The organism is Xanthomonas sp. LMG 12462, assembly GCF_009192885.1.
Lineage (GTDB): Bacteria > Pseudomonadota > Gammaproteobacteria > Xanthomonadales > Xanthomonadaceae > Xanthomonas_A > Xanthomonas_A sontii.
Genome location: NZ_NMPP01000014.1, coordinates 40435 through 54029 on the forward strand (window position 1 = coordinate 40435; position 13595 = coordinate 54029).

The window sequence follows — 13595 nt, forward strand, 5'->3', positions numbered from 1 at the left end:
TTGAGGCGGTGCTGGCCGGGGGACCCAGTGCGATATTCGTCAGAGATCATCCGAGTGCTCGGTCACGGTGGCGCGCGCCGCTGCGCCTGGGTGTTGTCCGCAGTCCTGTACGGACTTGCGATGACGGCCCCGGTGCAGGCGCAGGACGGCCGCCTGCCGCCGCGTGCGCAATGGCAGGCGTCCAGTTCCTCCAAGCAGGTCAAGGCGCAGGCGATCGGCTATCTGATCGACGGCGACGCCAGCACCCGCACCGCCGGCGCCTTCAGTCCCGGCCACTGGTTCCAGATCGATCTGGGCCGCGCCGCGCAGGTCGGCGGCGTGCGCCTGCAATGGGACACCTCCAATCCGGAAGGCTTCCTGCTGCAGACCTCGCGCGATGGCCAGCGCTGGGACACGGTGTACACGATGGCCGACTCGCTGGGCGGCACCGAGACCGTGTTCTTCGCGCCGCATCTGGCCCGCTACCTGCGCCTGGCTGCGCCCGCGCGCAGCGCCGACTGGGGCGTGTCGATCTACGAAATGGAGCCGCTGGGTGCCGGCGCCGTGCGGTTGCGTGGCGTGTCCGCGGCCGACGCCGCGGCGCTGTGGCAGGGCGGTGCCGCGGTGGCGATGCCGGGCACCGGCGCGCAGGCGCGGCAACTGGATATCGCTTTCCCGCGCGCGTTCGACAGCGCCGGCCTGATCGTCGAGTTCGCCGGTGCGCATGGCGCGGCGCAGCTGCAGGCGCAGGACGCTGCGGGCCGCTGGCGCCTGCTGGCCGACGACCCGCAGGCCGGCGACAGCGACAGCGCCTACCTGGCCGGCACCGCGCCGCTGCCGGTGCGCGCGCTGCGCCTGCGCGTCGACGCCGCGCCCGGTGGCGTCGCGCCGACCCTGGCGCGCCTGCGCCTGCTGGGGCCGAAGGCGGTGATGACGCCGATGAAGCGCTACCAGGTCGCCGCGCAGCGCGGCGCCACCCGCGCGTTGTTCCCGGCCTCGCTGCACATGCAGCAGACCTATTGGACCGTGGTCGGCATCCACGCCGGCCGGCAGAAATCGATCTTCGACGAGTACGGCAACCTGGAGGCGTGGAAGGGCGCGCCGCTGGTGCAGCCGCTGTGGCGCGACGCCTCCGGCACCGCCGCCGGCGCCGACGGCCATGCGCTGACCCACGCCTTGCGCGACGGCTGGAAGCCGATGCCGTCGGTGCGCTGGTCGCCGCAGCCGGGGCTGGAACTGCGCAGCGAGACCTTCGCGATCGAACGCGACGGCCAGCCGGTGACGCTGCTGCGCCATCGCCTGCGCAACACCGGCACCACCCCGGTCAGCGGCACCCTGTCGCTGCTGGTGCGGCCGATGCAGATGAATCCGCCGTGGCAGAACGGCGGCCTGTCGCCGATCCACGACGTCGCAGTCGACGGCAACGTCGTGCAGGTCAACGGCCGCGCGCTGCTGACCTCACTGAGCGCGCCCAGCGGCGGCGGCGCCGAAGCGTTCGGCGCGAACGGCGCCACCGAGATCACCCGCCACGTCGCCGCCGGCACGCTGCCGGCGCAGCGCCAGGCCCGCGATGCCGACGGCCTGGCCGCGGCGATGCTGAACTACACGGTGCGCCTGGCGCCGGGTGCGCAACAGGACGTGGTGCTGGCGTTTCCGCTGGGCACCGCCAGCGCCGACGCCCAGGGTCGCCTGCCGCCGGCGCCGCCGCTGGACCGCGACGCGCTGCTCGCCGCCGGGCGCGGCGACGCGGGCCGCAGCTTCGACGCGCTGGCCGAGCAGGTCTCCGCGGACTGGCAGCAGCGCCTGGGCAACGTCGGCCTGCGCCTGCCCGACGCCAGCCTGGTGGACATGCTGCGCGCGCAGGCCGCGTACATGCTGATCAACCAGACCGGCCAGGCGATGCAGCCGGGGCCGCGCAACTACAACCGTTCCTTCATCCGCGACGGTATGGCCACCTCGGCGATCCTGCTGCGGATGGGCCAGGCGCAGGTCGCGCGCGACTACCTGCAGTGGTACAGCGACCACGCGGTGCACCTGAACGGGCTGGTCTCGCCGATCCTCAACGACGACGGCAGCGTCAACGATGGCTTCGGCTCGGACCTGGAGTACGACAGCCAGGGCGAGTACATCACCCTGGTCGCCGACGTCGCGCGGCTGCACGGCGGCCCGGAAAGCGTGCGCGCCTACCTGCCGAAGGTGAAGCTGGCGATGCAGTTCCTGCAGGAACTGCGCGAGCGCACCCTGGTGCCGGGCTACATGGCCGAGCAGCCGGCGCCGGAACGCTTCCGCGGCATCCTCGCCCCGTCGATCAGCCACGAAGGCTATTCCAGCCCCACCCACAGCTACTGGGACGACTACTGGGCGCTGAAGGGCTGGCACGACGGCGCCTGGCTGGCCGAATCGCTGGGCGATGCCGCCACCGCCGCCTGGGCGCGCGAACAGTACGCGGCGCTGCGCAGCTCGCTGGCCGCTTCCATCCGCGCCACCATGGCGTGGAAGGGCGCGGACTACATTCCCGCTGCGGCCGACCTGGGCGACGGCGATCCGACCAGCGTCTCGATCGCGCTGGATCCCACCGGCCAGCAGGACCTGCTGCCGGAGGCGGCGCTGCGCACCACCTTCGCGCGCTATCTGGAAGACGTGCGCCAGCGCAAGCAACCCAATGCGCTGTGGGCCTACACCCCGTACGAGATGCGCAACGTGCTGACCTACGTGCATCTGGACCAGCCGCAGGTGGCCGACGAACTGCTGCAGGACCTGCTGCGCGACCGCCGCCCGTTCGAATGGCAGGTGCTGGCCGAGGTGGTGCAGTCGCGGCTGCGCTTCCCGCGCTACCTGGGCGACATGCCGCATACCTGGATCGGCGCCGAGTACGCGCGCACCCTGTTCGGCATGCTCATGCACGAGGGCGACGACGCGCTGGTGCTGCTGCCCGGCGTGCCGCCAGCCTGGCTCGCCGACGATGGCCTGGCCGTGCAGCGCCTGCCCACCGCCTACGGCACGCTCGGCCTGCGCGCGCGCCAGCGCGACGGGCGGCTGCGCGTCGAACTCGACAGCGGCCTGCGCGCCGGCACCGCCGTGCGCGTGGTCTGGCCGACGCGCACGCGGCCGACCCAGGTGCGCGTGGACGGCCGCCGGATCGACCGATACGACGCCGGCGGCGTGACCCTGTCCAAGCCGTTCCGGACCCTGGAGGCACGCTGGTGAGCCCGCCCCCCGTCATGGCGCCGGACCAGCGCGCCAACATCACCATCAAGGACGTGGCGCGCCTGGCCAACGTCTCGGTGGCCACCGTGTCGCGCACCATGAACGGCCACCAGCACGTGGCCGAGTCGGTGCGCGCGCGCGTGCTGGAAGCCGCGCGCACCCTGCACTACGTGCCGCACCACGCCGCGCGCAGCCTGAGCAGCCGCCGCACCCACACCATCGGCGTGGTGCTGCCGGACCTGCACGGCGAGTTCTTCTCCGAACTGATCCGCGGCATCGACACGGTGGCGCGCGAGCGCGGCCTGCACCTGCTGGTGTCCAGCTACCACGGCGAGCCGGAGCAGCAGCGGCTGGCGGTGCGGCGCATGCCCGGGCGCGTCGACGGACTGCTGATCATGTCGCCATCCATGGCCAGCGATGCCGAGGACCCGGCCGACATGCTGCCCGGCGCGCTGCCGGCGGTGCTGATGAACTGCGCCGAGCGCATCGGCGAGGCGCAGGTGCTCAACGTCGACAACTACGGCGGCGCGCGTGCGATGACCCGCCACCTGCTGGACGCGGGCCATCGCCGCATCGCCTTCATCGCCGGGCCGGACGACAACTTCGACGCGCGCGAGCGCCTGCGCGGCTACCGCGACGAACTGCGCGCGCGCTGCCCGCAGGTGGCGCCGCTGGTGCTGCCCGGCGCCTTCGACGAGGCCTCCGGCTACCGCGCGGGCGAAGCCCTGCTGCAGGGGCAGAGGCCGGACGTGGTGTTCGCTGCCAACGACATGATGGCGTTGGGCTGCCTGTTCGCCTTCACCCATGCCGGGCTGCGCGTGCCCGAGGACATCGCCCTGGCCGGCTTCGACGACGTGCCGATGGCACGCTACGTGCATCCGGCCCTGACGACCATGCGCGTGGACATCGCCGGCTTCGGCGCCCGCGCCATGCAACTGCTGCTCGGTGCGCTGGAGCCGCATGCCGCTCCGGTGGCGTCGGCGGCAGCGGCCAATGCGATCGCCCCGCAACTCATCGTTCGTGCCTCCAGTGCCCAGCGAGGGACCGCCATGGACTGACACCGACGCATGCAGCACCGATGTCGTTTTTTGCACCACCTAGAAGAACACAACAATGATCCCGTTGACCGCCCTGGGAGGGCTTTAGTCATGAAGAAATCGCGTTCCGCCTCCAACCTGCCCGCACGCAGCCTGCTGTGCTGCGCGCTGGCCACCTGCCTGTTCGCCACCATGCCGGCGATGGCCCAGTCCAGCAACGCCACGCTGCGTGGTCAGGTTGCCGCCGCCCAGGCCGGTACCGAGGTCACCGTCACCAACATCGCCACCGGCTCGGTGCGCCGCGCGCCGATCGCCGCCAACGGTAGCTACACCGTGGTCGGCCTGCCGCCGGGCACCTACAAGGTCGAGGCCAATGGCGTTACCAAGACGGTGACCCTGCAGGTCGCGTCCTCGTCCACCGTCGATCTGGACGCCGCCACCCCGGCTGCCGGCGGCAACGCCACGACCCTGGACACCATCACCGTCAGCGCGCCGTTACTGAAGGACGTCAAGACCTCGGAAGTGGGCAACGTGGTGTCGCTGCACCAGATCGAGCAGCTGCCGCAGGCCACCCGCAACTTCCTGGAGTTCGCCGACACCGTGCCGGGCATGGTGTTCCAGATCGACTCGCAGGGTCACACCACGCTGCGCGGTGGCGCCTCCAACAGCAGCGCCGGCAATCTGTACATCGACGGCGTCAGCCAGAAGAGCTACGTGGCCAAGGGCGGTATCGCCGGCCAGAACGACAGCCAGGGCAACCCGTTCCCGCAGCTGGCGATCGGCGAGTACAAGGTCATCACCTCCAACTACAAGGCCGAGTTCGGCCAGGTGAGCGGCGCGGCGGTCACCGCGGCCACCAAGTCCGGTACCAACGAGTTCCACGGCGAGGTGTTCTACCGCTACACCGACCAGGATCTGCGCGACAAGAGCCCGGCCGAGGAAGCGACCGGCAACAAGGTGGACTCGCAGACCAAGGAATACGGCTTCGCGATCGGCGGCCCGATCCTGCAGGACCGCATGCACTTCTTCTTCGCCTACGAAGGCAAGGACAATGTCGTGCCGCGCACGATCTATCCCGATGCCAAGGCGGCGCCGTATGTCGGCTTCCTGCCGGCGAACCTGTCCAGCCAGTACGGCGCGGCCAACCTGCCGTTCACCGAAGACCTGTACTTCGGCAAGATCGACTTCGAGCCGACCGATCGCGACCGCTTTGAACTGAGCGCGCAGGTACGCGACGAGACCCAGACCGACAACGTCGGTGGGCAGAATGCGACCGATCACGGTCTGGACAAGATCAACAAGGACAAGCGCGTCGCGCTGCGTTGGGCGCATAGCGCCGATGCCTGGTACAACGAATTGATCGTCAGCCGCGAGGACGGCCGCAACGATCCGCTGCCGATGAGCACCGGCAACGGCGTCATCTACAACTACCTGGATTACACCGATCCGAACATCGGCGAGTACAACTTCCTGTCCACCGGACCGGCCGGTGGCGCGAGCGTGCAGAAGCGTCAGCAGGAGGGCTGGTCGCTGCAGAACGACCTCACCTTCACCAGCTTCCAGTGGCATGGCGACCACACCATCAAAATGGGCGTGAACTACAAGGACATCAAGCTGACGGCGCAGGATGCCGCATCCTTGAACCCGCAGTTCAGCTACTCGGTCGACGCCAACGGCGTGGCCTCCACGCCGTATCGCGTGGACTTCTATTCGCCGTACGCCACCCCGGGCCAGAGCGCAGTGGTCTCCACCAAGGCCAAGCAGTACGGCATCTACGTGCAGGACGACTGGGCGGTCAACGACAAGCTGATGCTCAACATCGGCGTGCGTTGGGACTACGAGGACAACCCGGCTTACACCGATTTCGTCACCTCGCCCGCCTTCGTGCAGGCGCTGTATTCCGACGATCCCGCCAACCCGGGCCAGCCCTGGGCCAACCGCCTTTTGCCGAGCGGCGTCAATGCCGCCGACTACATCAGCAACGGCCATAACCGCAAGAACTTCAAGGATGCGTGGCAGCCGCGTCTGGGCTTTTCTTACGACTTCTTCGGCGATCAGTCCGCCGTGCTGCATGGCGGTGCCGGCCGTTCCTACGACCGCAATCTGTTCGAGCAGATGGCGTACGAAACCAGCAAGGCGGCGCTGTCGCCGGTCGCGGTGTTCTTCCAGAATCCCACCACTAATCGTTGCTATCGCAGCGATCGCGTGTGCGTGCCGTGGGATCCGAAGTACCTCAACGGCATGGATAATCTCAATGCCATCGCTGGCGTCAGCGGCAGCGGCGAGTTGTTCATGTTCAACAACCACCTCAAGACCCCGTACAGCGACCAGTACAGCATCGGCATCAGCAACCAGGTCGGCGACTGGCTGACCGACGTGACCGTGCAGCGCAACCTGAGCTACGACGGTTTTGCCATGTCGTTGATCAACCGCTACCCGAACGGCGCTTACTTCCAGAACGGCAGCGCCCCGTGGGGCGAGCCGGTGCCGGGCTACAAGAACACCATCATCGGCATGAACGGCCTGGAGCAGCGCACCACGCAGGTGCTGTTGTCGGCGGAGAAGCCCTATACCAAGGAATCGGGCTGGGGCCTGACCCTGTCCTACACGCACACCAATGCGCGTCAGAACCGCAACATCGACGAGCCCTTCGGCTTCGACAAGGCCACCATCCACGACTATCCGTTCGTGAAGTCCGACGCCGTGGCGGGCCACCGCTTCGTCGCCTCCGGCTCGATCGACGGCCCGTGGGGCATGACCTTCGGCGCCAAGGTGGTGCTGGCGACGCCGGAACCAATCAACACCATCGCGTGCTACGGCAAGACCGATCCCGACGGTGCCACCTGCCAGCAGGTCGCGGCGATTCCGCCGGGCAACGGCAAGTTCCTGGTCGGCGGCAAGATCTGGGGCTACCGCACGGTCGACTTCCAGGCTTCGAAGGACTTCACCGTGTACAAGGACTTCAAGCTGTCGGCGCGCGTGAATCTGCTCAACGCCTTCAACTTCAAGAACTACAACACGTACGTCTACAACGATTTCGGCAGTAACGGCCGGTACGATCCCAACATCAGCATCAACAAGACCGGCGACATCATGTACGTGCCGCGGACGGTGACCTTCGAGATCGGCGCCAAGTTCTGATCCACCGTATGACCCACGCGCGTGCCCGACCGGCGCGCGTGGGGTTTCAACGGACGGGGCCGTGTGGCCCCGTCCGCGTTTGCGGTCGCCCCTTTCTTCGGTACAGGACCACACACGCATGATCGCCGCCCCTCTCCGCAACCTGGTCATCGTCGGCGGCGGCACCGCCGGCTGGATGGCCGCTGCCGCGCTGGCGCGTGTGCTGGGTCCGGACTACCGCATCACCTTGATCGAGTCCGAACAGATCGGCATCGTCGGCGTCGGCGAGGCCACCGTGCCGCACATCAAGGCCTTCAACAACCTGCTCGGCATCAACGAGGCCGAGTTCGTGCGCCATACCCAGGGCAGCTTCAAGCTCGGCATCGAGTTCGCCGACTGGCAGCGCCCGGGCACGTCCTACGTGCACGGCTTCGGCACCGAGATCGGGCATCCGCTCGGGCTGCTGCCGTTTCAGCAGTACTGGTTCAAGCAGGCGCTGGCCGGCAAGGCCAGGCCGCTGGGCGCCTACACGCTCAATACCGTCGCCGCCAAGCGCGACCGCTTCATGACTTCGGCCACGGATGTGCCGCCGAACTCGCCGCTGGCCAACATCGCCTACGCCTACCACTTCGATGCGGCGTTGTACGCGGGCTTTCTGCGCCGCTACGCCGAACAGCGCGGGGTGACCCGGCGCGAGGGCATCGTCGAGGAGGTGCAGCTGCATCCGGAATCGGGCGACGTGCTTTCGGTGCGGCTGGCGTCGGGCGAGGCGATCGCCGGCGACCTGTTCATCGATTGCTCCGGCTTCCGCGGTCTGCTGATCGAGCAGGCGCTGCAGACCGGCTACCACGATTTCAGCCACTGGCTGCCGTGCGATCGCGCGCTCGCGGTGCCTTGCGCCAAGGTCGGCCCGCCCACGCCGTACACCCGCGCCACCGCGCGCGCGGCCGGCTGGCAGTGGCGCATTCCGCTGCAGCACCGCACCGGCAACGGCTACGTGTACTGCAGTGCGCACATCAGCGACGACGAGGCCGCGGCCACCCTACTGGCGAACCTCGACGGCCCGGCGCTGGCCGATCCGCGGCCGCTGCGCTTCGTCACCGGCCGCCGCAAGCAGGTGTGGAACCGCAACGTGGTCGCGCTGGGCCTGGCCAGCGGCTTCATGGAGCCGCTGGAATCGACCAGCATCCACCTGGTCCAGTCCGGCATCTCCAAGCTGCTGGAGCTGTTCCCGCGCGAGGGCATCAGCCCGGTGCTGGTGCGGCGCTACAACGAGCGCATCGCCTTCGAGTTCGACCGCATCCGCGACTTCCTGCTGTTGCACTACCACGCCACCGAGCGCGACGACAGCGCGTTCTGGCGGCACTGCCGCAGCATGCCGATCACCCCGGAGCTGCAGGAGACGCTGGCGCTGTTCCGCGACAGCGGCCGCTTCTACCGCAACGGCGACGAGATGTTCGCCGAGATCAGCTGGGTGCAGGTGATGGTGGGGCAGGGCATCCTGCCGCGCGCCTACCATCCGCTGGTGGACCAGGTGCCGCAGGCCGATCTGGAGCGCTTCATGGCCAGCGTCGAGCAGACCATCGGCCATTGCGCCGACGCGATGCCGCCGCACCAGGCCTTCATCGACCGCTATTGCGCGGCCAGGCCTGGGTAAGCACGGCCGGCGCCGCGCGGGCACAAAAAAAGAGGCCACGCGCACCAGGCGCGGGCCTCTTCAAATCCGACCGAAGCCGGAGAACGGTATGGCACATCTCCGGCAGAGCCGGACGCTGGGCATGCTACCGGCACGCCGAAGCTAAAGCAATACTTTAGAAGTTGCTTTCTAAGTCATTGATTTGAAATCAACTGACAGCGCCGCCGGCCAACGTCAGCGCGATCTCCCGCTGGATCGCCTCGGCGGCAGCACGCGGATCGGCCGCCTGGCGGATCGGCCGGCCGACCACGATCGCATCGGCGCCGTCGGCGAAGGCCTGGGCCACGCCGACGGTGCGCTGCTGGTCGTCGCCGACCGGGCCGCCCGGGCGGATGCCGGGGCAGACGATGGAGAAGCCGGCGCCGGTGGCGCGGCGGATCGGTGCCGCTTCCTGGCCGGAGGCGACCACGCCGTCGATGCCGGCCGCCTGCGCGGCCAGTGCGCGCTCCACCACCACGTCTTCCGGCGCGCGGTCGATGCCCATCGATGCCAGGTCGGCGCGGCCCATCGAGGTCAGCACGGTCACCGCCAGCAGGCGCATGTCGCTGCCGTTGGCCTCGGCCGCGGCCTGCATCATCGGCGGGTGCCAGCCGTGGATGGTGCAGTAGTCCACCGGCCACTGCGACAGCCGCCGGATCACCCCGCCCACCGTGGCCGGGATGTCGAAGAACTTCAGGTCCACGAACACGCGCTTGCCGCGCCCGGCCAGCGTGTCCAGCACGTCGAAGTATTCGCCGGAGGCGAGCAGTTCCATGCCGATCTTGTAGAACGCCACCGCATCGCCGAGCCGCTCGATCCACTCCAGCGCCTCGCTGCGCCCAGGCACGTCGAGGGCGAAGATCAGGCGCTCGTGCGGCGCCAGCGCCAGCGGCGCGCGACTCACTGCGCCAGCTCCAGCGCCTGCACCTTGGCCTGGTGGCGTGCGGCGCGCGACTGGGTGAAGTCGTTGTTGAACAACGCCGGCTCCCAGGAGCCGTAGCTGGGGTTGGGCAGCATCCACCAGCGCTCGCCGAACCAGTCGTGGTACTGCTGCAGCAACTGCGCGCGGCCTTCCGGGGTGTTGGCCACCACCTGCGCGAAGTCGCCGAGCTGGTCGCCGAACTGCATCAGCACGCGGTACTGCTGGCCGACCAGCTTGCGCCGGCAGTTCTTCTCCGAGCCATTCTGCTCGCAGTCCTTGACCACCGTGCCCAGGCCCAGCAGCACGCTGTTGTCGGCCACCGGCAGGCCGGCGCTGCGCAGGTTGGCCAGGGTCGCGTCGGTCAGGTGCACGGCGCGGTTGGTCACGTACAGCACGGTGACGCCCTTGGCGGTGGCGGCCTTGGCGAAATCGACCACGCCGGGAATCGGCTTGGCCTTCTTCTCGGCGACCCACTGGTCCCAGGTGACCTCGTCGTATTCCTTGCCGTTGCGGATCAGCCGCGCCTGGTACGGCGAGTTGTCCAGCACGGTTTCGTCCACGTCCATCACCACCGCCGGCTTCAATCCGGCGGCGGCGTTGCCGCGCTCCTCCGGCACCAGCGCGTCCCAGTTCGGCTCCTTCAGCGCCGCATCCAGGCGGTCGGCGGCGGCGCGATAGGTCTGCTCGGCCAGGGCCTGGTACTCGGCCGAGCGCTGCATCCACAGCACTGCGTTGAGGTTGTCGTCGGCGGCGCCCGGCGTGGCCGCTGCGGGCGTGGCGGCAGCTGCAGGGGCGGCCGGCTTGGCGGCGGGGTCGGCGACCTGCGCCTGCGGCTTGCAGGCGGACAGGGCGAGCACGGCGCAGGCCAGTGCGGTGCGGGCGATCGGCGTCATCGGGCGTGGGAACCTGGGCAAATGAACCGCGGATTTTAGCCGGTTGCGATGACAGGCGCGGCGCGCGGTGGCGCAGGCGGGCTGCCGCGCTCAGGGCGCGAACGTCAGTCCGTGCAGGTCCGGGGCGAGCACCGCCTCGACGGGGCCGGCATCATCGTGGCCGGCATAGGCGCTGAAGCGGATGCGCAGGCGGCCGTCGCGCACGGCGTAGGGCGTCAGGTCCTCGAGGTGGAGTGCGTCCAGGTCGATGTTGTCCAGGCAACTGGACACCGGTATCCGCGCCAGGATCGACGGCGTGCCGTGCAGATCGACCACGGTCAGCGCCATCTCCGCACCGGCGCCGCAGTAGCCGTGTCCGTCCCCGGGCGAGGAACGGCGCACCGACAGGTACAGCAGGCGGTCGCGCGCCAGATACGGCTGCAACCGGGTCGGCAGCAGGCGGATGGCGCGCGCGCTGCCGATCAGCTCCGGTGCGTAGGCGCGCGGAATGGTCTCCAGCACGGCGGGTGTGCGTCCGGGCAGCTGGAGCACCACACGGCCCGCGCGATAGGCCAGATGCAGCAGGCCGCGGCGTGGATCGCAGACGTCGGTCTCGGTCAGCGCGGCCGATGCCGCGCGGCAGTCCGTCGGTGTCGGCGTCGCGGCGCTGGGGGCGGGCACGGCGCCGGGCGCAGCGGGCGAGGCCAGGGCCAGCAGGAGGAAGAGCGGCAGCATGCGAGGCCTTCGAGGTGTGAGCCAAGAGTGTGGCAGCCGCCGTGGATCGCGCGCCAGTTGTGACGTGGGTCCTTTGCGAGGGTGACGAAATTCTCGCAAGCGCCTGTTTTGCAGGGGATTTACCGACAGCGTGTCGGGAGCTTCCCGATGCCGCCGCACTGTGGTTTCCACCACACTTCCAAGTATGGAAAACCGTGCGACGCGGCGCCTGGTGCGCTGCGACGCGATCGCGCCTGCACCGCAGGCAAACGCGGGAAGCGTCACAGGGGACGTCGCAGTGGATCGCCGGAGAAAAGGAGCTTCTCGCATTGTGCTGGCTGCGTGCCTGTTCGCCAGCGTGCCCATGGCGCAGGCGCAGGACCCGCCGAGCACGCTCGACCGCCAGGAACAGCTGCGCCAGGCCGAGCAGGTCCAGCGGCAACAGGAGCAGGATCGGCAGGCGCCGTTCGTGGGCCCGCGCGAGGCCGAAGCGCCGGCGGACATGCGCAGCACCAGCCTGCCGACCGAAGCCCTGTGCTTCCCGATCCAGCGCGTCCGCCTCAACGGCGCCGGTCCCGACGCGGCGCGCTTTTCCTGGCTGTGGCAGTCGCTGCGCCGCTACGAGGGCCGCTGCATCGGCACGGCCGGCATCGACCTGATCCGCCGCCGCGCGCTCGATCAACTGGTCGCGCGCGGCTTCGTCACCACCCGCCTCGGCGTGCCCGCGCAGGACCTGTCCCGCGGTGAGCTGCGCTTCGAACTGCTGCCCGGGCGCCTGCGCCAGGTGCGGGTGCAGTCGGCGAACGGCCGTGTGTTCTGGCGCGGTGCGCTGCCGCTGCGGCCGGGCGATGTGCTCGACCTGCGCGCGATCGAGCAGGGCGTGGAGCAGTTCAAGCGGGTGCCGTCGCAGGACGCCAAGATCGATATCGCGCCGGGCGAGCAGCCCGGCGAGTCGGACCTGCTGATCACCGTGCAGCGCAGCAAGCGCTGGCGCGCGGTGCTCAACGCCGACGACTCCGGCGTGCAGGCGACAGGCCGTTACCAGGGCGGCATCGATTTCGCCCTGGATGCGCCGCTGGGCATCAACGACCTGCTCTCGATCGGCTACAACCACGACCTGGTCGACGACGGCGCCGCGCGCGGCACCCGCGGCAACAGCCTGTCCTACAGCGTGCCGTGGGGCTGGTGGACCTTGTCGCTGTCGCTGTCGTCGTATCGCTACCACCAGCAGGTGGACGGCTTCCGCCAGAGCTTCCAGTCCAGCGGCAGCTCCGACAGCGCGCAACTGGATCTGCAGCGGGTGATCCACCGCACCGGTACCAGCAAGACCACGCTGGGCATGGTGGTGGCCAAGCGCGCCGCACGCAGCTACCTGGACGGTGTGGAGATCGGCATCCAGCGCCGCCACACCACCAGCGCCGAGCTCTACCTCAGCCATCGCCATTACCTGGGCAAGCTGCAGCTGGACACGCGCGTTGGGCACCGCCGCGGCACCCCGTGGTTCGACGGGCAATGGACCGGCTACGACCCGGCGGTGGGCTTCCCCGGCTACCGCTACGGCGTCACCACGCTGGATGTCAGCGCCGGTCTGCCGTTCGCGCTGGGCCCGGTGGCGATGAGCTGGGACAGCAGCCTGCATGCGCAGACCTCCCCGCAACTGCTGCTGGGCTCGGAATTCATCACCCTGGGTGGGCGCTACAGCGTGCGCGGCTTCGACGGCGAACGCACCCTCGGCGCCGAACGCGGCGCGTACTGGCGCAACACCCTCAACCTGCCGGTGCAGCGCCTGGGCATCACCCCGTACCTGGGCGTGGATGCCGGTCGCATCGCCGGACCCAGCGTCGCCGCGCAAGCCGGGCGCAGCCTGGTCGGCGGCTTCGTCGGCGTGCGTGGCGCGCGCGGCGGGCTCAGCTGGGATGGCTTCGCCGGCTGGGACCTGCACGCACCGCGCGACTTCCACAGCGCGCAGCCGGCCTACGGCGTGCGCCTGATTTACCAGTTCTGACACGGCCTGCCGCCGGCCGGCGGCAGGGGATGCGATGGGTTTTGCCGCCAGTGGCGGCACGAGA

At 69.5% G+C, this 13595-nt stretch carries 8 protein-coding genes; 5 read left to right on the plus strand and 3 right to left on the minus strand.

Features of this window, described 5'->3' with window-relative positions; all coding sequences use genetic code 11:
* The first annotated feature begins 120 nt into the window (after window positions 1-120).
* The 4 genes from CEK69_RS04735 to CEK69_RS04750 all read left to right on the plus strand — a co-directional run bounded on the left by CEK69_RS04735 (window position 121) and on the right by CEK69_RS04750 (window position 9000).
* Window positions 121-3186, plus strand: a complete 3066-nt coding sequence (locus CEK69_RS04735) for a discoidin domain-containing protein (protein ID WP_152244172.1) — start codon at window positions 121-123, stop codon at window positions 3184-3186.
* Between the two features lie 14 nt (window positions 3187-3200).
* Window positions 3201-4244, plus strand: a complete 1044-nt coding sequence (locus CEK69_RS04740; protein WP_152244270.1) for a LacI family DNA-binding transcriptional regulator — start codon at window positions 3201-3203, stop codon at window positions 4242-4244.
* Between the two features lie 90 nt (window positions 4245-4334).
* A complete protein-coding gene (locus CEK69_RS04745; RefSeq protein ID WP_152244174.1) occupies window positions 4335-7364 on the plus strand; it encodes a TonB-dependent receptor in 3030 nt (1009 codons plus the stop codon).
* Window positions 7365-7482: 118 nt separating this feature from the next.
* The gene (locus CEK69_RS04750) at window positions 7483-9000 is read left to right on the plus strand and encodes a tryptophan halogenase family protein (protein ID WP_152244176.1); all 1518 of its coding nucleotides are present in this window, start codon (window positions 7483-7485) and stop codon (window positions 8998-9000) included.
* A gap of 187 nt (window positions 9001-9187) precedes the next feature.
* Here CEK69_RS04750 and pyrF read toward each other — a convergent pair whose 3' ends face one another.
* The 3 genes from pyrF to CEK69_RS04765 all read right to left on the minus strand — a co-directional run bounded on the left by pyrF (window position 9188) and on the right by CEK69_RS04765 (window position 11547).
* Entirely contained in the window at window positions 9188-9922 is a 735-nt protein-coding gene (pyrF, locus tag CEK69_RS04755) for an orotidine-5'-phosphate decarboxylase (protein ID WP_152244178.1), read from the minus strand.
* The gene (locus tag CEK69_RS04760; protein WP_017911964.1) at window positions 9919-10833 is read right to left on the minus strand and encodes a 5'-nucleotidase, lipoprotein e(P4) family; all 915 of its coding nucleotides are present in this window, start codon (window positions 10831-10833) and stop codon (window positions 9919-9921) included. The genes pyrF and CEK69_RS04760 overlap by 4 nt, the downstream gene beginning before the upstream one ends.
* A gap of 90 nt (window positions 10834-10923) precedes the next feature.
* Window positions 10924-11547, minus strand: a complete 624-nt coding sequence (locus CEK69_RS04765) for a hypothetical protein (protein ID WP_152244180.1) — start codon at window positions 11545-11547, stop codon at window positions 10924-10926.
* A gap of 343 nt (window positions 11548-11890) precedes the next feature.
* Here CEK69_RS04765 and CEK69_RS04770 point away from each other — a divergent pair, with 343 nt between their 5' ends.
* A complete protein-coding gene (locus CEK69_RS04770; RefSeq protein ID WP_193313904.1) occupies window positions 11891-13531 on the plus strand; it encodes a ShlB/FhaC/HecB family hemolysin secretion/activation protein in 1641 nt (546 codons plus the stop codon).
* Window positions 13532-13595 lie beyond the last annotated feature (64 nt).

Bases quoted from the DNA above. Each gene is read 5' to 3' on its own strand.
- CEK69_RS04760 (WP_017911964.1), bottom strand. From the start codon at position 10,833: ATGACGCCGATCGCCCGCACCGCACTGGCCTGCGCCGTGCTCGCCCTG.
- CEK69_RS04770 (WP_193313904.1), top strand. From the start codon at position 11,891: ATGGCGCAGGCGCAGGACCCGCCGAGCACGCTCGACCGCCAGGAACAG.
- CEK69_RS04740 (WP_152244270.1), top strand. From the start codon at position 3,201: ATGGCGCCGGACCAGCGCGCCAACATCACCATCAAGGACGTGGCGCGC.
- CEK69_RS04745 (WP_152244174.1), top strand. From the start codon at position 4,335: ATGAAGAAATCGCGTTCCGCCTCCAACCTGCCCGCACGCAGCCTGCTG.
- CEK69_RS04765 (WP_152244180.1), bottom strand. From the start codon at position 11,547: ATGCTGCCGCTCTTCCTCCTGCTGGCCCTGGCCTCGCCCGCTGCGCCC.
- CEK69_RS04735 (WP_152244172.1), top strand. From the start codon at position 121: ATGACGGCCCCGGTGCAGGCGCAGGACGGCCGCCTGCCGCCGCGTGCG.
- CEK69_RS04750 (WP_152244176.1), top strand. From the start codon at position 7,483: ATGATCGCCGCCCCTCTCCGCAACCTGGTCATCGTCGGCGGCGGCACC.